The organism is Rahnella perminowiae, from assembly GCF_019049695.1.
Classification (GTDB): Bacteria; Pseudomonadota; Gammaproteobacteria; order Enterobacterales; family Enterobacteriaceae; genus Rahnella; species Rahnella perminowiae.
This window is the reverse complement of the sequence record NZ_JAFMOT010000158.1, coordinates 1-19,669: the sequence shown is the minus strand read 5'-3', so window position 1 is coordinate 19,669 and position 19,669 is coordinate 1. Positions and strand designations below refer to the sequence as shown.

At 52.8% G+C, this 19,669-nt stretch carries 21 protein-coding genes and 1 pseudogene; 15 read left to right on the top strand and 7 right to left on the bottom strand.

Going from position 1 to position 19,669, the window contains the following annotated elements; translation table 11 throughout:
• Window positions 1-45: 45 nt before the first annotated feature.
• Window positions 46-435, bottom strand: a complete 390-nt coding sequence (locus tag J1781_RS04875) for a winged helix-turn-helix transcriptional regulator (RefSeq protein WP_129955518.1) — start codon at window positions 433-435, stop codon at window positions 46-48.
• A 112-nt stretch (window positions 436-547) separates the two neighbouring features.
• On the opposite strand from J1781_RS04875, the gene J1781_RS04870 reads away from it, so the two are divergent.
• Both J1781_RS04870 and J1781_RS04865 read left to right on the top strand, forming a co-directional pair.
• On the top strand, window positions 548-1,282 hold the full coding sequence (locus J1781_RS04870) for an SDR family NAD(P)-dependent oxidoreductase (RefSeq protein WP_129955519.1): 735 nt from the start codon (window positions 548-550) through the stop codon (window positions 1,280-1,282).
• A 69-nt stretch (window positions 1,283-1,351) separates the two neighbouring features.
• Window positions 1,352-1,951 carry an NADPH-dependent F420 reductase gene (locus J1781_RS04865; protein WP_217233280.1) on the top strand — a complete coding sequence of 200 codons (600 nt, stop codon included), beginning with the start codon at window positions 1,352-1,354 and terminating at the stop codon, window positions 1,949-1,951.
• Between the two features lie 158 nt (window positions 1,952-2,109).
• Here J1781_RS04865 and J1781_RS04860 read toward each other — a convergent pair whose 3' ends face one another.
• Window positions 2,110-3,549, bottom strand: coding sequence for an efflux transporter outer membrane subunit (locus tag J1781_RS04860; protein WP_217233279.1), 1,440 nt, complete (start codon window positions 3,547-3,549; stop codon window positions 2,110-2,112).
• A gap of 90 nt (window positions 3,550-3,639) precedes the next feature.
• Between J1781_RS04860 and J1781_RS04855 the strand changes: the two genes are divergently transcribed.
• The 4 genes from J1781_RS04855 (at window position 3,640) to J1781_RS04840 (ending at window position 9,292) form a co-directional block, all read left to right on the top strand.
• The gene (locus J1781_RS04855) at window positions 3,640-4,254 is read left to right on the top strand and encodes a TetR/AcrR family transcriptional regulator (protein WP_129955522.1); all 615 of its coding nucleotides are present in this window, start codon (window positions 3,640-3,642) and stop codon (window positions 4,252-4,254) included.
• 74 nt (window positions 4,255-4,328) lie between these two features.
• Window positions 4,329-5,438: an efflux RND transporter periplasmic adaptor subunit gene (locus J1781_RS04850; protein ID WP_217233278.1), complete on the top strand. Its 1,110-nt coding sequence runs from the start codon at window positions 4,329-4,331 to the stop codon at window positions 5,436-5,438.
• Window positions 5,435-8,506, top strand: a complete 3,072-nt coding sequence (locus J1781_RS04845; RefSeq protein ID WP_217233277.1) for an efflux RND transporter permease subunit — start codon at window positions 5,435-5,437, stop codon at window positions 8,504-8,506. The genes J1781_RS04850 and J1781_RS04845 overlap by 4 nt, the downstream gene beginning before the upstream one ends.
• A gap of 225 nt (window positions 8,507-8,731) precedes the next feature.
• Window positions 8,732-9,292 (top strand): diguanylate cyclase, encoded by a 561-nt coding sequence (locus tag J1781_RS04840; RefSeq protein WP_217138413.1) that lies wholly within the window; start codon window positions 8,732-8,734, stop codon window positions 9,290-9,292.
• A 22-nt stretch (window positions 9,293-9,314) separates the two neighbouring features.
• Here J1781_RS04840 and J1781_RS04835 read toward each other — a convergent pair whose 3' ends face one another.
• Together J1781_RS04835 and J1781_RS04830 are read right to left on the bottom strand one after the other, a co-directional pair.
• On the bottom strand, window positions 9,315-10,154 hold the full coding sequence (locus tag J1781_RS04835) for an MBL fold metallo-hydrolase (protein ID WP_217138412.1): 840 nt from the start codon (window positions 10,152-10,154) through the stop codon (window positions 9,315-9,317).
• 273 nt (window positions 10,155-10,427) lie between these two features.
• Entirely contained in the window at window positions 10,428-11,519 is a 1,092-nt protein-coding gene (locus J1781_RS04830) for a LysR family transcriptional regulator (protein WP_238483470.1), read from the bottom strand.
• A gap of 48 nt (window positions 11,520-11,567) precedes the next feature.
• On the opposite strand from J1781_RS04830, the gene J1781_RS04825 reads away from it, so the two are divergent.
• The 7 genes and pseudogenes from J1781_RS04825 to J1781_RS04795 form a co-directional block, all read left to right on the top strand.
• Entirely contained in the window at window positions 11,568-12,308 is a 741-nt protein-coding gene (locus J1781_RS04825; protein WP_231572432.1) for an MBL fold metallo-hydrolase, read from the top strand.
• Complete coding sequence (locus J1781_RS04820; RefSeq protein ID WP_217233276.1) at window positions 12,308-13,651, top strand: amidase; 1,344 nt, start codon at window positions 12,308-12,310, stop codon at window positions 13,649-13,651. The genes J1781_RS04825 and J1781_RS04820 overlap by 1 nt, the downstream gene beginning before the upstream one ends.
• 223 nt (window positions 13,652-13,874) lie before the next feature.
• On the top strand, window positions 13,875-14,342 hold the full coding sequence (locus J1781_RS04815) for a GNAT family N-acetyltransferase (RefSeq protein ID WP_217233275.1): 468 nt from the start codon (window positions 13,875-13,877) through the stop codon (window positions 14,340-14,342).
• A 361-nt stretch (window positions 14,343-14,703) separates the two neighbouring features.
• Window positions 14,704-15,351, top strand: a complete 648-nt coding sequence (locus tag J1781_RS04810) for a dTMP kinase (RefSeq protein WP_217233274.1) — start codon at window positions 14,704-14,706, stop codon at window positions 15,349-15,351.
• Between the two features lie 116 nt (window positions 15,352-15,467).
• Window positions 15,468-15,677, top strand: coding sequence for a DUF6434 domain-containing protein (locus J1781_RS04805; protein WP_129955531.1), 210 nt, complete (start codon window positions 15,468-15,470; stop codon window positions 15,675-15,677).
• 185 nt (window positions 15,678-15,862) lie between these two features.
• A complete protein-coding gene (locus J1781_RS04800; RefSeq protein ID WP_129955532.1) occupies window positions 15,863-16,345 on the top strand; it encodes a glutathione peroxidase in 483 nt (160 codons plus the stop codon).
• Between the two features lie 129 nt (window positions 16,346-16,474).
• Window positions 16,475-16,657 (top strand): annotated as a pseudogene (locus tag J1781_RS04795) (VOC family protein); the annotation flags it as partial.
• 68 nt (window positions 16,658-16,725) lie between these two features.
• On the opposite strand, the gene J1781_RS04790 reads toward J1781_RS04795, so the two are convergent.
• Together J1781_RS04790 and J1781_RS04785 are read right to left on the bottom strand one after the other, a co-directional pair.
• Window positions 16,726-17,262, bottom strand: coding sequence for a GNAT family N-acetyltransferase (locus J1781_RS04790; RefSeq protein WP_129955534.1), 537 nt, complete (start codon window positions 17,260-17,262; stop codon window positions 16,726-16,728).
• 262 nt (window positions 17,263-17,524) lie between these two features.
• Window positions 17,525-17,992 (bottom strand): GNAT family N-acetyltransferase, encoded by a 468-nt coding sequence (locus J1781_RS04785; protein ID WP_217138407.1) that lies wholly within the window; start codon window positions 17,990-17,992, stop codon window positions 17,525-17,527.
• Between the two features lie 363 nt (window positions 17,993-18,355).
• On the opposite strand from J1781_RS04785, the gene J1781_RS04780 reads away from it, so the two are divergent.
• Entirely contained in the window at window positions 18,356-18,592 is a 237-nt protein-coding gene (locus J1781_RS04780; RefSeq protein ID WP_034789686.1) for a hypothetical protein, read from the top strand.
• A 162-nt stretch (window positions 18,593-18,754) separates the two neighbouring features.
• The gene (locus J1781_RS04775; RefSeq protein WP_129955536.1) at window positions 18,755-18,955 is read left to right on the top strand and encodes a hypothetical protein; all 201 of its coding nucleotides are present in this window, start codon (window positions 18,755-18,757) and stop codon (window positions 18,953-18,955) included.
• Between the two features lie 207 nt (window positions 18,956-19,162).
• On the opposite strand, the gene J1781_RS04770 is transcribed toward J1781_RS04775, so the two are convergent.
• Window positions 19,163-19,540 (bottom strand): hypothetical protein, encoded by a 378-nt coding sequence (locus tag J1781_RS04770; protein ID WP_217233273.1) that lies wholly within the window; start codon window positions 19,538-19,540, stop codon window positions 19,163-19,165.
• Between the last annotated feature and the right edge of the window lie 129 nt (window positions 19,541-19,669).

Genomic DNA, 19,669 nt, shown 5'->3' with positions numbered 1-19,669 from the left:
CGAATAGACAATCCAGAAAATCCGACTAATTAAAGGCAGTCCGGCTCAGAGACTTTCCGCATCCTTCAGGGAGGAAGGATCGCGGCTGGCATAGATGCTGGCCATTTCTTCACTATTCGCCGTTCCCCATGCACACAGCGGCATGATGGCTTCGGCCAGACTGCGACCGAGCGGGGTCAGTGCGTAGTCAACGCGCGGCGGGATTTCCTGATAATCAGTCCTTGCCAGTACCTGATCAGCCTCAAGATCCTTCAGTTGCTGGATCAGCACCTTATTGCTGACGCCGGCTATCAAACGCCTGAGCTCACCATAACGCTTCGGCCCGTCGCGCAGGAAAAAAAGAACCAGCGGCTTCCATTTGCCCGAGATGATACGCAGTGTTGTGTTCAGCCCGCAGCCGGTGCCGCAAATTTCAGTTTGAAATTGTGTTGTCATTTTAGGTGGTTACCAAAAGGTGCATACTTGACCACAGGTTACCACGGTCGCACACTGGCCCGCAAGCAAGCTGCTTACTGCTTGCGTACCACTCACCAGAAGGATTCATGACATGAACAGACTGAATGGAAAAACTGCCGTGATCACCGGCGGCGCGACCGGCATCGGCTTTGCCGCAGCAAAACGCTTCATTGAAGAGGGCGCTTTCGTCTTCATCTTCGGCCGCCGGCAGGAAAAGCTTGACGCCGCAGTGGCGGAACTTGGCAGTCATGCCCGCGGGGTGAAAGGCTCGGTTTCCGATGAGGCTGACCTTGATCGGCTTTATGCCGCCGTGCGGGCCGAACGCGGAACGCTCGACATTGTTTTCGCCAATGCCGGTGCAGGAGGACCGCTTCCGCTTGGCCAGCTCACCGCGGAGCATATTGACGAAACCTTCGAGACTAACGTCAAGGGTACGATTTTTACGGTACAGAAGGCACTGCCGCTGATGGGCCCGGGGGGTTCAGTTATCCTGACCGGTTCAAGCGCCGGCACCACCGGTGCCCCGGCATTCAGCGCCTACAGCGCGAGCAAGGCGGCGGTACGAAACCTCGCGCGGAGCTGGGCGGAAGATCTGAAGGGAACCGGTATCCGGGTAAATGTACTCTCGCCAGGCGCCACCGCGACCGAACTTGCCAGGGATGCACTGGGAGAGGAGGGGCAGAAAGCTTTCGCCGCGATGACGCCGCTCCAGCGCATGGCCGAACCTGCAGAGATCGGCGCGGTGGCCGCCTTTCTTGCCTCGCCGGACAGCAGTTTCATGACAGCCAGCGAGGTCGCCGTTGATGGCGGCCTGGCGCAACTCTGATATATCACGCCTGGCTGTTCGATTCGATCAACCGGAGCGGGCCAGGCTGTATTCACCAAAGGAGTAAATATGACATACGCCATTATTGGCTTCGGCCAGATTGGACAGGCCCTTGCCAGGGCATTTGCCCGCAGCGGTATCGACGTATCCGTGGCGACCACACGCGACCCTGAAAGTTTTGCAGCCGATGCCGCCGCGATCGGACCGGGGATCATTGCCCAAAAATTGGCGGACGCCGTCAGGGCAGACATCCTCTTTTTGGCTGTCCGTTTCGAGTCTCACCCGGATGTCGCGAAGGTGCTAGCGGACTGGAAGGGAAAGATCATCATTGATGTCACCAATGCCTACGGCATTCCTCCTGAGCAACTGGGTGACCAGCCTTCCTCCTGCGTAGTTGCGCAGGCTTTCACGGGAGGAAAACTGGTCAAGGGCTTTAATCATTTGGGCGCAGGTGTCCTCGGCCAGGATCCGGCGGTACAGGGTGGCAGACGAGTCATTTTTCTGGCGGGCGACGATGAGGATGCAGCTGATAAAGTGGGTGTGCTTGCCGAAACTCTCGGATTCTCACCGGTCAAACTGGGCGGTCTTTCACAGGGCGGATTGCTTGTACAGGCACGCGGAAAGCACTGGGGGCAGCTGATTTTTAAGGACATGGTCAGGTTTGACTGACATATCCTGATTGCCGCCGGTGCCCGGTTTCAATCGTGAAAGCAAAAGGCCCGCTCAGATGTCTGTAAGCGGGCTTTTCTGTCTTGAGTTCTTCTGAGCGGGATGGCCTTCTGCCCGTCATGGGTTGATAAATAAGCAACCTGATGAACCCTTATCTGTTAACCGGGCGGCTGCCAGCCCCCGCCGAGCGCCCTGAACGTCGCGACAGCGGCGCGTGCGGATTCTGTCTGGGCCTGCGCTCTGGCATCGGAAGCCTGTAACAGGGTCTCATCATTGTGGAGGACGTCCATCAGGCTGGCCGTTCCCTGCCGGTAAGCGATAAAAGATGACTGGCGGGCGCTGGCCAGGGCAGATTCTCCCCGGTTCAGCGTGGCTGTCTGTGTTTCACGATTGACCAGGGCGGAGAAGGCATTCTCGACATCTTCAGTCGCGCGTAATACCGACAGGCGATAGGCCGCGAGCGCCTCCTGTTCCTGGCCCTTCGCCTGCTCTATCTGAGCATTGATGCGACCAAAATCAAAGAGCCGCCAGCGCAGCCCCAGCACGCCGGCCGACTGGCTGGCACCGCCGGAGAACAGGTTGCTGCCTGAGACTGCCGTTGCACTGCCGAGCAGTGCCGTGAGTGAAAATTTCGGATAATACTCACTGACGGCCACGCCGATACGCGCACTTGAGGCGGCGAGATGACGTTCCGCCACGATAATATCGGGTCTGCGGCGCAACAGGTCGGCAGGTGTACCCGTTGAGGTTATCTGGGGTACCTGCGGTATGGCCCCCGGCAACGCTAACTCAGCCCGGTGGGTGCCGGGCGGCGTGCCGAGCATAACGTCTAATGCATTCATGGCCGCATCTATCCCCGTGCGCAGAACCGGTACGGTGGCCTCAACCTGTGCCAGTTCCCCTTCGGTCTGGCGAACCTGATACGCCGGCGCGAGTCCTTTAGCGTTCAGGAGCTGTACCTTTTCCAGCAGTGCCTGTTGCGTGCTGACCTGTTTATCCGCGATGGCCAGACGGGCCTGTAATCCGCGCAGGGTAATATAGATATCGGCAGTCTGAGCGGCGACAGCAAGGCGGGTCGCGGCGACGCCCGCTTCAGAGGCCTGATAGTCAGCCAGCGCAGCCTGGCGACCGCGTCGCAGCCCGCCGAAAACATCAATCTCCCAGCTTGCGTTAAGATCGGTTTCATAGCTATTGCCGTAGCGATTATAATCCGGCGTTGCGCTGAGAACCTGACCCAGCGGGGTTTCGGCTGACTGATACGCGCGTGCCGCTTGTCCGCTGATGTTCCCTGAGGGCAACAGCGCTGCTGTGGCCGCGCCCAGTCCGGCGCGGGACTGGTTCATCCGGGCAGTGGCCTGCGCCAGATCGAGATTCTGCGCGAGGGCGTCCGAAACGAACTGACTCAGCAGAGGATCGCCGAAGCCGTTCCACCAGACGGTAAAACTGGCAGGTGGGGATACGCTTCTCTCCCGGAGGGCAGGCTGAGTCTGATAGTGTTCCGGAAGTGGCACCGCCGGGCGATGATAATCCGGACCGACGGCGCAACCCGCCAGCAAGCCGGTGCTCACCACCAGCGCAAGAGTACGTAGGGGGAACATTGATATACCTTGAGTGAGTTTTGAAGTGTGACTACATTACCAAATGGTCACTCGTTGTCAATCAGGGCTCAATTGAGCTAAGCTGGAAAAATGACTAAACAGACAAATGTACATCCCCCGCGGGGACCCTCGGATCACAGCGTCCGCGATCAGGTTGTTGATGCGGCCACCGAGCATTTCGGGCATTTTGGCTATGAGAAAACCACGGTGTCCGAGCTGGCTAAATCTATAGGGTTTTCAAAATCTTATATCTACAAATTTTTCGACTCTAAGCAGGCGATCGGTGAGGTGATCTGCAGCAACCGGCTGGCGATGATCATGGCGATTGTCAATTCAGCGATTGCAGATGCCCCGTCGGCCTCCGAAAAATTGCGGCGTTTATTCCGGGCACTGACGGAAGCCGGCAGTGATTTGTTTTTTCACGATCGCAGGCTTTACGACATTGCCGCCGTCGCGGCGCGTGATAAGTGGCCGTCGGCAGAAGCCCATGAAGAACGGTTGCGACAGCTGATTGAGGACATCATTGTTGAAGGGCGGCAGAGCGGGGAGTTTGAGCGAAAAACGCCGCTGGACGAGGCGGCGCATGCGATATATCTGGTCATGCGACCTTACATCAGCCCGGTGCAGTTGCAATACAATCTGGAAACGGCACCGGCAGCGGCTGCGCTTCTGTCCTCGCTGATACTGAGAAGTCTGTCACCCTGAGTGGTGACTATTGACATTATTGGTCACTAGTCTGAGAATGCGGTTACTGTCCTGTTAAATCAATAAGGGAACCCATGCTCAGGCTTAATCCTGCCACCTTTGCTGTTTGCCTGTTGCCGCTTGCCCTTGCGGGCTGCGGTGACTCTTCCGGTACCGACGATCCCCGTACTCAGCCTCCTCTGGTCAGGTCTGCGACCGTAGCCAGTGCTGCCGGTGCCTCCCGCGCATTTACCGGCGTTGTTGTCGCCCGGATTCAAAGCGACCTGGGTTTCAGAGTGCAGGGCAAAATTCTTGAACGTCTGGTCGACACCGGTCAGACCGTCAAACGCGGCCAGCCATTGATGCGTCTGGATCCGGTTGACCTGAGCCTGCAGGCGCAGGCTCAGCAACAGGCCGTCGCGGCTGCGCGGGCCCGTGCAAAACAAACGACTGACGACGAGGTGCGCTATCGCGGTCTGGTCGCGGCCGGCGCCGTATCGGCATCGGCTTATGATCAGATAAAGGCCGCCGCCGACACGGCCAAAGCTGAACTCAGCGCGGCTCAGGCACAGGCCAATGTGGCGCAAAATGCGACGGGTTACGCCGTACTGCTGGCCGATGCCGACGGCGTGGTCATGGACACGCTGGCTGAACCCGGTCAGGTGGTCAGTGCCGGGCAGCCTGTGGTCCGGCTGGCCAGGGCAGGGCTGCGCGAAGCCATCGTGCAGTTGCCCGAGACGTTACGCCCGGCGGCCGGAAGCGAGGCGCAGGCCACGTTGTACGGTACCGGTAAGCAGACAGTCCCTGCGAAACTGCGGCTCCTTTCCGATGCGGCGGATCCGGTAACACGCACCTTCGAGGCGAGATATGTGCTTGAGGGCGCACTGGCAAACGCGCCGCTGGGATCCACCGTTACGCTGCATATTGCAGACGATAAATTACCGGGTCAGGTGATGCAGGTGCCTTTAGCGGCCCTCTACGATCCTGGCAAGGGGCCGGGTGTCTGGGAGATTTCGGGTAAGCCCGCCAAAGTGTCATGGCGGTCCGTTCAGGTACAGGGATTGGGTGACGATGCGGCGAGGGTAACCGGTTCCCTCAAGCCGGGTGAACAGGTGGTCGCGCTGGGGGCGCATCTGCTGCATGAAGGTGAGACCGTACGCATGGCTGAACAGAGCGATGCCAGCGTCGCCGGGAGCCAGCCATGAGCGGGGGGCGGTTCAACCTTTCAGCGCTTGCCGTGCGCGAGCGCTCAATCACCCTGTTTCTTATTATCCTGATTACGGTCGCGGGCATTCTCTCCTTTTTCGAACTGGGGCGGGCTGAAGACCCGCCGTTTACCGTCAAGCAGATGACGATTATCTCCGCCTGGCCGGGTGCCACCGCGCAGGAGATGCAGGATCAGGTGGCTGAACCGCTTGAAAAGCGTATGCAGGAACTGAAGTGGTATGACCGGAGTGAGACCTACACACGTCCCGGACTGGCTTTTACCATGCTGTCACTGCAGGACAGTACGCCACCTTCACAGGTGCAGGAAGAATTCTATCAGGCGCGTAAAAAGCTGGGCGATGAGGCTAAAAACCTGCCCGCAGGCGTCATCGGGCCGATGGTCAATGATGAATTCTCCGACGTGACCTTTGCGCTCTTTGCGCTGAAGGCGAAAGGGGAGCCACAGCGGCTGCTGGTGCGCGATGCGGAAGCGTTGCGCCAGCAAATTCTGCATGTGCCGGGGGTCAAGAAAGTCAATATCATCGGTGAACAGGCTGAACGTATCTTTGTCTCGTTCTCACATGACCGTCTGGCCACGCTGGGCATTTCGCCTCAGGATATTTTCTCCGCCCTTAACAGCCAGAACGTCCTGACGCCTGCCGGTTCGATTGATACCCACGGGCCGCAGGTCTTTATCCGCCTGGACGGCGCCTTCGACAAACTGGAGAAAATCCGCCAAACGCCCATCGTTGTTCAGGGCAGAACCCTGCAGCTTTCTGACATCGCAACGGTTGAACGTGGTTATGAGGACCCGGCGACCTTCATGATCCGCAATCAGGGGGAACCGGCGCTGCTGCTGGGCATCGTTATGCGGGACGGCTGGAACGGTCTGGATCTGGGTAAGGCGCTGGATGCGGAAACGGCCAAAATCAATGAGGGTATGCCGCTGGGCATGACCCTGACCAAGGTCACGGATCAGTCAGTCAATATCAGCTCCGCCGTTGATGAGTTCATGATCAAATTCTTTGTCGCGCTGCTGGTGGTGATGGTGGTCTGCTTCGTCAGTATGGGGTGGCGCGTGGGCGTGGTGGTGGCCGCAGCGGTGCCGTTAACGCTGGCGATCGTCTTCGTGGTGATGGAGGCTTCCGGCAAAAACTTTGACCGCATTACCCTGGGCTCGCTGATCCTGGCGCTCGGGTTGCTGGTCGATGATGCCATCATCGCCATCGAAATGATGGTGGTGAAAATGGAAGAGGGCTACGACCGCATCAAAGCCTCCGCCTATGCCTGGAGTCACACGGCGGCACCGATGCTCGCCGGTACGCTGGTCACCGCCGTCGGTTTTATGCCCAACGGTTTTGCCCAGTCCACCGCCGGTGAATACACCAGCAATATGTTCTGGATTGTCGGTATTGCCCTGATTGCTTCCTGGGTCGTGGCGGTGGTGTTTACACCTTATCTGGGCGTGAAAATGCTGCCGAAAATCAAAACGGTAGAGGGCGGGCATGCGGCGATTTACAACACCCGTCATTACAACCGTTTTCGCCGGCTACTGACCCGTGTCATCGCGCGCAAGTGGATAGTCGCCGGTACCGTTATTGCCATATTTATGGTCGCTATCCTTGGCATGGGGCTGGTGAAAAAACAATTTTTCCCGACCTCCGACCGCCCGGAGGTACTGGTTGAAGTGCAGATGCCTTATGGCACCGCGATTGAGCAGACCAGTGCCACCACGGCCAAAATTGAAGCCTGGCTGAGAAAGCAGAAAGAGGCAAAAATCATTACGTCCTACATCGGGCAAGGGTCACCACGTTTTTATCTGGCCATGGCGCCTGAGCTGCCCGATCCGTCGTTTGCGAAAATTGTCGTGCTGACGGACAGTCAGGAAGCACGCGAGGCGCTCAAGTTCAGGCTGCGTGAAGCGGCGGCCGGTGGGCTGGCACCGGAGGCGCGCGTGCGCGTGACCCAGCTGGTGTTTGGTCCGTATTCTCCTTATCCGGTGGCCTACCGGGTCATGGGGCCGGATCCCACCAGGCTGCGTGAAATTGCAGACCAGGTCGAAAAGGTGATGCAGGCCAGCCCGATGATGAGGACCGTCAACACCGACTGGGGACCACGGGTGCCGGCGCTGCATTTCACGCTCAATCAGGACCGCCTGCAGGCGGTGGGGCTGACATCGAATGCGGTCGCGCAGCAGCTTCAGTTCCTGCTTTCAGGCGTTCCGATCACCTCGGTGCGTGAAGATATCCGTTCGGTGCAGGTCATGGGGCGCGCGGCGGGAGATATCCGGCTCGACCCGGCAAAAATAGCGGGCTTTACCTTAGTAGGTTCTTCCGGTCAGCGCATTCCGTTGTCTCAGATCGGTGAAGTTGAGGTGCAAATGGAAGATCCTGTTCTGCGCCGTCGCGATCGTACGCCGACCATTACCGTGCGGGGGGATATTGCCGAAAACCTGCAGCCGCCGGATGTGTCCACTGCAATGACCAAAGCCTTGCAGCCGGTCATTGATAAGCTTCCGGCGGGTTACCGCATTGAGCAGGCGGGGTCGATTGAAGAATCCGGAAAAGCCACCCAGGCGATGGCACCGCTGTTTCCTATCATGATTGCCATGACGCTGTTGATCATTATCCTGCAGGTACGGTCGATGTCGGCCATGGTGATGGTATTCCTCACCGCGCCACTGGGGCTGGTTGGTGTGGTGCCCACGCTGCTGCTTTTCAACCAGCCGTTTGGCATCAATGCGCTGGTAGGCTTAATCGCGCTGTCGGGCATTCTGATGCGTAACACCCTGATTCTGATAGGGCAGATCCATCACAATGAACAGGAAGGGCTGGCGCCATTCGATGCGGTGGTGGAGGCGACGGTGCAGCGGGCCCGACCGGTGTTGCTGACGGCGATGGCAGCTATTCTGGCCTTTATCCCGCTGACGCACTCGGTATTCTGGGGCACGCTGGCCTATACCCTGATTGGCGGGACGTTTGGCGGCACCATCATTACACTGGTGTTCCTGCCGGCAATGTATGCCATCTGGTTCAGGATACGTCCTGACAATCAGCCATCTCAGTAAAGGCAGGTACTGGTATAAGCATCTGCGGATGAGAATCAGCGGATCGATAAGGTGAAGAAAAACGGGAGTAAAATACCCATTTTTCTTCAACCTTACTGAGATGATTTTTTAATCACGAAGGCAGAGTCCGCTCAGTTTTTTGACAATGAAAGGGGGGTGAGTTTACGCCATTTAGTTCTGTACTAAGCTTGTAATTGATTATCCGGATAACGACGGGAAAGGAATATGCATAACACCGATCCGCAATTGATTATACTGCTCTGGTTCATTCTGCCTGTCTGGCTGGCGGCTGGTTTTTGCGACTGGCTATGTCACCGTGCGACGGGGATCGAGCGAACAACGGGTGTAAAAGAAACCTGGATTCATATTCTGATGTTTCTGGAGATGGGTTTACCCCTGCTCGCTGCTTTATTCCTCGACGTCAATGCGCTGATCATTGCCTTTATGATAGTGATGTTTTTTCTGCATGAAATAACCGCTTTGTGGGATGTAAGTTATGCGGTCAGCGCCCGTAAGGTTACGCCAGTAGAACAACATATTCACAGTTTCCTGGAAATGCTCCCCCTGATGGCACTGTTATTAATTATTTCCCGACACTGGAATGAATTCCTTGCCCTTATGGGCCTTAACGACGCGGCGGGCAGTTTTGATATACGGTTGCGTGCCGATCCTTTACCCGTTACTTATATCGTTGTGATTTTTTCAGGCATAATTTTGTTTGAACTCCTTCCTTACCTTGAAGAGTATTTCCGTGGCAGAAGGTATCAGAAAAAACAATCCTCCTGAATGGCAAATAAATGCAGCGGAGTTAATCAGTTTCTCCGTCTGAGATGAAGGCATTTAATTCTCTGGCGTCATGGCTGCAAAAGAAAGTAATTTCTTGATTATAGCGGCTAAACAGTTCCCGTAATTGCTGTTGGGTACGATGTCGGGCTCCGTTATCCACCGCCATCATCCACTGGTAAAAACGCAGGCCGGGTGTACAGCGGGGCGTTTGCAGGTCCATTTCGCCCCGATAGAACCAGGCATCACCCCCATGCAGCAGCCAGCCTTGCGGCTGGCTTACGGCAATGCCTGCATGCCCCCGTGTATGACCCGCAAGCGGCACCAGCAGGATTTCCGGTGGCAATCCTTGCAGAGCCGTAACCGCCTCGAAGCCGTACCATTTTTCTCCCCGGCATTGATAGCCTGTCCAGCCAGACATACCGCTCCACTGGCCGGGCCGGTAGCGCTCACGGGCCAGCCAGCTGTGTCGCTGCTGTGCGGTATCGATTTCAGTTTGCAGTAAATGTATGCGCGCAGCAGGGAAGTCCGTCAGCCCGCCCGCATGGTCAAAATCAAGATGTGTAAGGATAATGTGACGGACATCCTCTGCGCTGAACCCCAGCGCCTCTATGCGTGAACGGGCGGTCAGCGTCTCCCGTTTTTGAATATTATTCATCAGCCGGAAAAAGCCCGACAGCCGTTTTTCCGGCTGACGGATATCATCCCGCCCGAACCCTGTATCTACCAGTACCAGTCCGTCCCGGTCAGTTTCTATAAGCAGACAATGGCAGACCAGATGCGCATAAATACCTTTACTGAAACCATCAAATAGTGCGCCACCTACCGGGCACATACACCCGCAATTAAGATGATGAACTTTCATATATTGTCTCTTTCTCCCGAAATGACCGGAACGCCAGACCTTATCCTGCGGGTAAATAAAATGACGATGTCATTTTGAGTGGGGCGGTAACAATCCTGATTGACAGGTATTGCCGTAATCGTTAATTCATCATTAAATTATCTTCACAGTTGGGAATTTTTTATAAGAATAATCTCAGTGTGATTTATTATGCGTATAAGCGAACAGTGTAACCTGCCCGTTGCTGTCAGCTTCTGGCACCCGCCAGCCCGGTAAGCTGCACTCTGGCAACGATCAGCGGATAGCAGATAATTTTTTCGCAATTAGCTGACGAATTTTATTTAGCATCCACAGGGTTGCAGCATCACTGTCACGATTGCGATGCCACAACAGGGCGAGTTCAAAGGGCGGCATATGTACCGGCACAGAGTCTGACTGGAAACCATACTGCCGGCACCAGTCATCTACCAGCATCATGGGGACCGTGGCGAACAAGGGCATCTGACTGAGCATGAGCGGCAATGTGGAAAAGTGGCTGGAAACATAGCGTACTCTCCGTGCTACCCCTGCTTTTTCCAGGCTACTGTCCATCGCACTCTGACTGGCCCCCCGGTAGGAAATCAGCAAGTGTTCATAATGAACGAATTCCGCAACCGTCAGCGGTTTGGTTATGTCGATTTGTCCGGGGTCCCAGAGCGTTTTAAATCCGGCACACGTGAGCTTTTCCCGCCGCAAATCACGTGATGTTTCCTGCCCGACAGTGATGGATAAATCGACCTTGTTCTGCTCAAGCGCACTCACCACCTTCCACGGATCAGTGGCCACTGCATTGATCGAAACCTGTGGGGCTTCGCGCATAATCCCGGCCAGCAGATCCGGCATCAGCCAGTGCTCAATCCAGTCGCTCATACCGATATGGAAGGTTAACTTATCCTTTTCCGGATTAAAGCGGGGTGGATTGAGAACCAGGGCCTGTAATTGTGCCATCAGGGGCGTCAGCGCTTGTATTAGCTCGCAGGTCCTTGGCGTAGGCATCATGCCCTGAGTCGTTCTCACAAATAACGCTTCGTTAAACATGCTGCGCAACCGCCTGAGGGCCGCACTCACTGCTGGTTGTCCAAGGTGCAGCCTGTGTGCAGCCTGGGTGACGTTGCGCTCTTCATACATCACGATGAGCACCACGAGTAAATTAAGATCTATGCGACTAAAATCATTTGGATTAATGAGGGTCATTATTTTAATCAATTTAATTAATTCACGAAGCGTGAGTATAGTTCTCTCATTCAGAGCGGACAAGCCGTCAGGCATTCGCGGCGATGTAACGTAGTGGAGGAATAAATGAGAATAACCGTAGGGCAATGTCAGGTTGAGAAAATAACGGAACAAACAACTTCCTTTCCCCTGAGGCAGCTATTTCCCGACCATCTCGATGAGATGATAAATTATCCTGAAGATGCTGCGGTCGGGCTTTCCATTCATAGCTGGCTGGTGAAAACCCCGGAAGATATCATCCTGATAGATACGGCGACGGGAAATGGCAGGAACAGAGGGGGCATCCCTTTATTTGACCATCTTAACAGCGATTATCTTGAACGTCTGAAACAGACCGGGATCGCTGCGGAACAGGTCTCGTTAGTGTTAATGACGCATATCCATACCGATCACGTTGGCTGGAATACGCATTGGAATGAAGGCGAGTGGCAGCCCCTTTTTCCACATGCACGTTATGTTTGTTCGGCCCGGGAGCTCGCGAAGTGTCAGGCCGATCCTGGCAGGCAGGAGCTGTATCGCGACAGCATTCTGCCGCTGATAAAAAGCGGCCAGCTGGATGCTATCGACATTGAACAGTCGCCGTTATTTTCCGGCGTCTTGCGCTATATGCCAACGCCCGGTCACAGTGATGACCATGGCTCTTTACTCCTGGTTTCAGACCAACAGCACGCCATATTTACCGGGGATCTGATGCACCATGAAGTGCAGTTTGAACATCCGCATTGGAATTCGGTTTTCTGCGAAAACAAACCGCAGGCATCCCTTTCACGCCGTAAAGCAATCGACTGGGCATTAGAGCATCAGGCAATCTGGTTCAGTTCGCACTTTGCAGGGGCTTCTTTCGGCAGGGTCAGGTATGACGGCAGTCAGCGTTATCAGTGGCAAACGCCGGAGGAAGAATAATGTTCCGACAAGAGGATTATGCAAAAGCATCCGTCACTGAATTACTGCAAAAATTGCAGAATGGTGAGACTTGTGCAGCGGCGTTGACGGAGTTTGCACTGGCGATTATTGCTGAGCGCGAGCCCGCCCTGAACGCCATTACCTGGCTCTATGCTGATGAGGCAAGACAGGCTGCCATCGCGAGCGATGAAAAACGGCGGCGCGGCCATCCCTGCGGCAGGCTGGAAGGTATCCCTCTGCTGGTTAAAGACAATATTGATGTTGCAGGATGGCCGACAACGGCGGGATCAAAAGCGCTGCTGGGGATTATTGCAGACCATGATGCACCTCTGGTGAAACGTCTGCGTGAAGAAGGGGCAATCCTGTTGGGTAAAACGGCCATGCATGAACTGGCGGCTGGCATTACGGGCGCCTCATCACTGAGCGGTTATACCCATAACGCCTACCGACCGGGCTATAACCCTGGCGGCTCAAGCAGTGGTTCCGCGGTCGCAGTCGCAGCAGGTTATGTTCCCTTTGCTGTCGGTACGGATACAGCAGGATCGGTGCGAATTCCTGCCGCTTTTAATCTGCTTTATGGCCTGCGGCCGACCCGGGGCAGCGTTACGATGGCTGGCATTGTGCCGTTGTCTCCAACACAGGATATTGCTGGCCCGCTGGTACGCCATGCCAAAGATTTGCGGTGGGTGACTGAAGTGATGACGGGTAAAAGTTTCCCGCCCCGGGGGGAAACATTACGTATTGGCTGGCTTGACAGTGCTTTTAACGATATCAGCGACACGAGCAGAAATAAAATGCGGGCCGCTGTGCAGAATATCGGTGCCGAAGTCGTAACGGTCGGTGTTACCTCTTTAGATTCGCTCGCTGAGGCGGCCAATATTATCGCTTACGAGTTTGCGGAGTCATTAAACGCATTTTTGAGTGCCAGACCGCAGGCCAGTTTTACATCGCTTCAGGAAATCGTGGCCGCCAATATTCACCATCCGCAACTTGACGCCGTATTCAGGGCGCGTGCAGAGCACGCCGGGACAAATAGCCCTGAATATCGTGGTGTACAGCAGCGGCAACGTGATTTTTATAATTTACTGAAAGCCTTGTTTGCCGACCACGATATCAATCTTCTCGCCTATCCGGTCATGCGTCATCCGCCGGTCAAACACGGAGAAACTCAAACGGGCAGCAACGCCTTGTTGGCAGCAACCAGCGGGACACCTGCGCTGACTTTTCCTGTAGGATTTGACGAACAAGGCTTTCCGCTTGGGCTGGAGCTTCTCGCCTTACGTGACAGAGAGGACTTACTGCTAAATGTATTCCTGAAGGAGCAAAACGACGCGGCAGATTAACGCCTCTTCATATCCACAGTGATAACCTGTTATCACAGACAGACCTGCGCGCCATCTATAGGTAAAGCCTTTGCTCGTGGATCCTAAATATAATAGGTTGACAACAAGTTTCCATTATGAAAAACAGATTGAGGTCCGGCTAACCCGGAGCGATTCAGGCAGTATAATTATTCCATCGAATGATAAAGCCAGATTTCCCTAAATCCCTGAGACAGGAATTAAAGTGAGTATTTCAGAGAAACATGAATGGCATAAGAATGACTACCTGGTAAGTACAGACAGAGAAAAACTGGATGTACAGGCTATCCACCGGTATCTGACAAGGTCCACCTGGGCTAAAGGTATTCATCTGGATATTGTCTTCGCATCAATAGAAAACAGCCTTAACTTTGGCGTTTATCATAATGAAATCCAGATAGGTTTAGCTCGCCTGATAACCGATTATGCTACATTTGCTTATCTTTGCGATGTGTATATTCTTGAAGAATATCATGGAGAAGGGCTGGGAAGATGGGTTATGGAATGCATACATAATCACCCTGTGTTCGGGCAGCTTCGGAGGATCATGCTGTTCACAACAACAGCACCCTGGCTTTATGAAAAGTTTGGCTACGAGCCCGTAAATCGGGAAAACTATGCATGGACAATTACCCGACCTGATATTTATGCCGATAGAAAAAAGCCTGGCTGACCAACACTCATATTCGGCTTATTTATCATTCAGTTCATATCCAGGGTAATCCCAGTCCGATGAGCTAAATTTTAAAAGGCTCGCCTAAGGCAACTTAAGCGGGCCTTTTGGCTTTCCCAGCCTGTCAGGCAGGTCACGTGCTTCTTTATCGCCAGCAATATGATCCTGAACCTATCCAGTGAGAAACATTGCTTGAATGTTCATCAGTGTCTGTTTATAAAAGCCCTCCATAGAGCTCGCGCTGACGCATTAAGCGGCTCCGGCGAGCGGAGAGGGTGATCAGCTGTTCATACGAAGGAAGTACGATGCTTTTGCCAGATTCAAGCTTTACAACAACCGCATATCAATCGTCATTTAAAGAATGAGCCGTCAGGTGTTTGTTTCTCTGGACGGGCCGAAGGGAGCCGGTAAAACCACACTGCTGGAAGCCATTACGAAAGTACTCAGGGCAGACAACAAGAAGGTGATCCGACTTTGCGAGAAAAAAAGCGATCCCAGCAGGGGGGAAACAATGGCCCTCGTGAACAGGTTCGTCAGAAATCCCACCCTGGATTTGGAACTGGAGATTTGTGAGCGCTTTGCTGACAGCCGTGCCTGGATTTCCCAGCACGTTCTGACTAAGCAGCCACCTGACAGCATTATCTTGATGGATCGCTGGTACCCGTCGGATGCTGCGTTTCGCCGCAGGGTTCCATTCGCACAGATTTTACAGCTTAATATGGAACGAAACGTGCGAGTGCCAGACCTGCATGTCGGGGTTGTAACTGCGCCTGATATTTCATGGGCGAGAGCCGCAGCCCGAACACGCGGGCTGAGTAGTACGGTGATTCATAAGCTGGAAGAGCATGTCGCTTGTACCGAAGCGTTCGAGCGAGAAATTGCATATCAGGGCTGGTTTTTATGCCGTAATGAAGGAACGATCGAAGACGCAACGAGGCAGGTGATATCTGAGATCTACAGAGTGCCGGGATGCCCCGCTGGCACTGGTTTTGCGGGCAGCGCTTCCTGACCGGTTCCTTGCTGTGAGTTCAACTGATCGATGCAACGCTATCGCAAAATTTCGGCATCTTATGCCAGTGAGTATCTTAATTTCTAGTCAACCTTTTCATCTTAGGAGTGAGTAAATTGAAAACCGATTGGCATAGCTCATCACTGACCAGTACCACCAGCATTGATAAAAACTATAAAAATACACAAAACGTTCGTCGTTTCATGATTAAGGAGTGTGGTGAAGATTTTCGATTCGATCGTGAATTTATGATGTGGATACGTAATGATGATCCAAAAACTTTGGGTGATGTTGTAAATGAGTGGAAGCGCAGACATTCGTTTTAATAAACCGAACCAGCTCCTCGCTCATTGCTCATTGCAGTCCCTTGGTGTTGCTTCAGTAGCGCTTTACCAGAAGCGGACACGGCTGGCTATCATCATGGTGTGTTAACCGATGGCGAGCAGGTTAAAGGTCGCCTGTTTGTTATTCTTTTCGTTCGACTTTGCAAATGTGTTCTGAGGATCCCGACATGACCACCTTTCATCAACTTACCGCCACCAGTCTGGGTGGTCAGCTTATCTCTATGGCCGACTACGCTGGCAAGCTGGTTGTGGTGGTGAATACCGCCAGCCATTGTGGCTTCACACCACAATACGCAGGCCTTGAAGCGCTCTACAAGAAGTATGCTGCACAGGGGCTGATGGTGCTCGGTTTTCCCTGCAACCAGTTCGGTAAGCAGGAACCCGGCGGTGCCGACGAAATCGCACAGACTTGTCACATTAACTACGGAGTGAGCTTCCCGATGTTTGAGAAAGTGGAGGTCAACGGAACTGCTACGCACCCTGTGTTTAGGTATCTGAAAAACGAATTGCCCGGCGTGCTGGGTGGACGGATCAAGTGGAACTTCACTAAGTTCCTGATCGGACGCGACGGCAAACCGCTCAAGCGTTTTGCTCCGATCTCCACCCCGGAAAAAATGGAAGCCGTAATCCTTACTGCGCTTGAAATCTAAATATTCCTGTCATCCGAACAGCCCGCTCTTAGAGAGCTTCCGACAAATAAAGAGAATGGGCTCTGTACAAAAGTTTATTGAATTTGCAGATCGCTATAACTGTATATCTTGCCTTTCTAAGCCTAATTCGGTAATCAGTGTGGCGGCCGCGTGTTCCTTTTCCTTCAGACCGACGATTTTTGGCGCGATTATGACGCTATGAAGACTGCAGGCGTTCAATTTTGCGAGGAACCACGTGAGGAAGAGTACGGGACAGTGGTTGTATTTGAGGATCTCTTTGGAAATCGCTGGGACTTGTACCAGAATAACTAATTTTCCAAAGCGCTGTAGGGCGCTTCTTTAGCTTCAGTTTAGCTATCCATGATTTAGCGTAAATACGCTCACATTGATTGTCTGAGCCATTCACTCTGTGTAAGAGAAAAAAGCAGGCTAGGCGGCGCGTCTTTCACATCATGGATCTCTTTTACGTATTGCAACCCGGCTTTTTGAAGAACTTTCTGCGATGCCATGTGGTTTCCTCTAACTACGGCAGATATCTCAGTCAGCTTTAACTCACCAAATCCATATCTGACGGAGTATTTCGAAAACTCTGTCGCCAGACCTTTTCCCCATGCCTCTGTGGCGAAACGATATCCTAAGTTATTAATTACGATATCTGCATAACTGCTGATGCTCAGACCTCCAAAACCAATGATCCTTTCAGGACTATCCTGCAAAGAGATTGCCCAGTTTCCAAAACTGTGAGTTTCCCAGTGGTTGATCCAGCGAGCTAAAACAATTTGTGCATGCTGTATGTCAGGATATGGCCCTGCGGGGTTAAAGGTGTTCGTAGCCGGGTCGCCATAAATTCTGAAAAGGTCATTCAAGTCAGATGTAGTTACGGGGCGAAGATGCAGTCTGGTGAGTTGTAGTTGCAAAACAATTTCCTAAATAATGTGTTCATTAGGTTAGTTATATATCTGTTTTTATAGTTAGGGAAAAGCAGGTTCGCAACACCTCACCGTCAATTACCATACAGAGTTGTTGGCAATGATTTCGATGCTAGTTTACAGATCCGAATGTCGCTATGTCCGTTCCTCGCTCACAGCCGCCCTTGATCCTTCAGCGGACAGGTCAGGGTCATCAGCGCACATTAAAATGATCAAGGAATCTTTGTACCGGGGTCAGTTTTAGTAACCACTACAGTTTTTTGCTCATAAAGACGGTCGTTCCACCTTTGAACGGTTCACGTCTATCGATTTCATATCCGAGCGTCGCATATAATGCGATGTTCGCCTCGAACGCCTCGTTCGTCTGCAGGCGAATTTCCCCAAGCTCCGCTTGAGTTGCCTTACTTTCAACATGTGCCAGCAATGTACGGCCGATTCCGATTCCTTGCCGGTGGGGATGTACCGCAACATTTTCGATCCAAAGATGATCGGCCTGGAGCCATAGTTCGATCAGGCCGACCACTTCCCCTGCGACAATGGCGAGGTCAATGTCATGCTCACGGATGGCCTTAATAAAATCGGCCGTCATCGGAGTTGGTTCACGACCAATGACCGGAATCCATTTGGAATAGGCCGCGCGCACTATCTCACGCACCAATTCCGCTTCATTTTCTTCCGCTCGGCGGACCGAAAGGGCGACGTCAAGCGATTTGCTCATATAAACTCCTTGAAGCTCGGCTACCACTAACATGTGCAACATAGCAGGCTTTGCAGTTTTTCGACGAATTAACACCAGATTGGCACCACCAGTTTGACGTTGCAACTGCCAGATTACTGACACTGGATAAAATAACCAAAGTGTACAGTTGGGGGAGAAATGAGGTAAGAAGGCGTGCTAGCGGCCTAGCTTTTAGGATTGACTCGATAGTTGGGATCTCCCCGTTATCATCAAATTCAACAGGTAGGTAACGTCCGCTCCTCGCTCTTTGCGGATCTGTGCAAGTTACCTTCTGGGCATATTTTACGTTTTATTGCGCTCGAACAGAGGCTTCATTAATTGGAAAAATGGAAAATTAAATTTATGGCTAAGATCCAATACAACCTAACCCGTGGAAGCGATGTCATCCGTGATGGGATGTACCTCGAACTTTTTGAGGCTGGAACATCCCCGCTCCGGCAAATTGCTGAAGTCTTCTATTCCGATGTAACTCATGAGTTCTCTTTCTCTTGTTACGAAGGATGCATCCCTCTGGAAGAGATTGAAAAGCTCATTAACGAAGCTAAAAAATTGCTTCCGCCAGCAAAGCAGGAATCTTGATGGGCCTGAACATCTGCTGTGTGCCAGGAGCGGACATTGACGGCCTACTTATGTAGACTAATGAGTTTGAAACCTCTCAACTGATGTGGAATATTGTTTTATAAGGCTGAACTTCTTAGGCATGTACATGCCAGAGCATAGTTAGATAATTTGAGGTGAGTAATGGACGCCGTATCAGTTGACGAAAAAAAGACTGAATTATCTCTAGATAACAATGAGTTGTTAATTCTCTATTCAGCGTTGAATGAAGTTTGCAATGGTATTTCTGTACCTGAATTTGAAACTAGAATCGGGGCGTCAAAAGAAACCGCTTTTACGTTGTTAAATGATTTAGGGCGAATTTTAGATAAAGTCAGACTCTAGACAACTACTTCGTCAGCATGGGAATTAATGCCATCATTCCGTTCCTCGCTCACAGCGGACCTTAAGCTCAGTTATCTTGTCCACTGAGTGCCAAAAGCCGTCGTTGTTAAGATCAGTATGTGCTCATCAACGAGGTGCAGGTCAAAACCACGACATAAAGCGGGCAGGCGTGGCGGGGGTATGAGCGTGCACTCAAGCTAATTCTTCTCATTTTCTCTTCTCCGCAGCCCTCCGCCTTGCTTCAATCATATGGATATAAAACGAGTGGAACTCCTCGTCCTGCTTGGCAACCATTCCTGGGGGAAGTGATTTTCTTTCTTTATCCCATTGCAAGATCACCTCCTGACACTGCTTGTAGGCAGCATCAACTACCTCGGTTGCAGGCCGATCAGTGTCAATAAATGGTATTGTATGATTATTGAGGCAAATTGATACCGGGGTACCATATTGTTCAGCAAACACATTGCTGGAAATTAGCCCTGATGACACTAAAAGCACGCACTTAAGATTGCGAAATTTCCCCATAATACCAACGTGACCTGCTCCCCGTTGATTAATACACCACGATGTTAGTAATGTCTTCATAATGACCCGCTCCCCGTATGTGATCCATTCATAATCAGGAATAACCGGCTTCATGTTGGTTGTGTATTCTGGCAACCGGCAGACTTCTCAGCAAATTCTGACGGGGTCATCCAGCCCAGCGCAGAATGG

What these genes read in the sequence shown, in the direction of transcription:
- J1781_RS04875 (WP_129955518.1), bottom strand. Translation starts at nt 435, where the DNA reads ATGACAACACAATTTCAAACTGAAATTTGCGGCACCGGCTGCGGGCTG.
- J1781_RS04870 (WP_129955519.1), top strand. Translation starts at nt 548, where the DNA reads ATGAACAGACTGAATGGAAAAACTGCCGTGATCACCGGCGGCGCGACC.
- J1781_RS04865 (WP_217233280.1), top strand. Translation starts at nt 1,352, where the DNA reads ATGACATACGCCATTATTGGCTTCGGCCAGATTGGACAGGCCCTTGCC.
- J1781_RS04860 (WP_217233279.1), bottom strand. Translation starts at nt 3,549, where the DNA reads ATGTTCCCCCTACGTACTCTTGCGCTGGTGGTGAGCACCGGCTTGCTG.
- J1781_RS04855 (WP_129955522.1), top strand. Translation starts at nt 3,640, where the DNA reads ATGACTAAACAGACAAATGTACATCCCCCGCGGGGACCCTCGGATCAC.
- J1781_RS04850 (WP_217233278.1), top strand. Translation starts at nt 4,329, where the DNA reads ATGCTCAGGCTTAATCCTGCCACCTTTGCTGTTTGCCTGTTGCCGCTT.
- J1781_RS04845 (WP_217233277.1), top strand. Translation starts at nt 5,435, where the DNA reads ATGAGCGGGGGGCGGTTCAACCTTTCAGCGCTTGCCGTGCGCGAGCGC.
- J1781_RS04840 (WP_217138413.1), top strand. Translation starts at nt 8,732, where the DNA reads ATGCATAACACCGATCCGCAATTGATTATACTGCTCTGGTTCATTCTG.
- J1781_RS04835 (WP_217138412.1), bottom strand. Translation starts at nt 10,154, where the DNA reads ATGAAAGTTCATCATCTTAATTGCGGGTGTATGTGCCCGGTAGGTGGC.
- J1781_RS04825 (WP_231572432.1), top strand. Translation starts at nt 11,568, where the DNA reads ATGATAAATTATCCTGAAGATGCTGCGGTCGGGCTTTCCATTCATAGC.
- J1781_RS04820 (WP_217233276.1), top strand. Translation starts at nt 12,308, where the DNA reads ATGTTCCGACAAGAGGATTATGCAAAAGCATCCGTCACTGAATTACTG.
- J1781_RS04810 (WP_217233274.1), top strand. Translation starts at nt 14,704, where the DNA reads ATGAGCCGTCAGGTGTTTGTTTCTCTGGACGGGCCGAAGGGAGCCGGT.
- J1781_RS04800 (WP_129955532.1), top strand. Translation starts at nt 15,863, where the DNA reads ATGACCACCTTTCATCAACTTACCGCCACCAGTCTGGGTGGTCAGCTT.
- J1781_RS04785 (WP_217138407.1), bottom strand. Translation starts at nt 17,992, where the DNA reads ATGAGCAAATCGCTTGACGTCGCCCTTTCGGTCCGCCGAGCGGAAGAA.
- J1781_RS04780 (WP_034789686.1), top strand. Translation starts at nt 18,356, where the DNA reads ATGGCTAAGATCCAATACAACCTAACCCGTGGAAGCGATGTCATCCGT.
- J1781_RS04775 (WP_129955536.1), top strand. Translation starts at nt 18,755, where the DNA reads ATGGACGCCGTATCAGTTGACGAAAAAAAGACTGAATTATCTCTAGAT.
- J1781_RS04770 (WP_217233273.1), bottom strand. Translation starts at nt 19,540, where the DNA reads ATGAAGACATTACTAACATCGTGGTGTATTAATCAACGGGGAGCAGGT.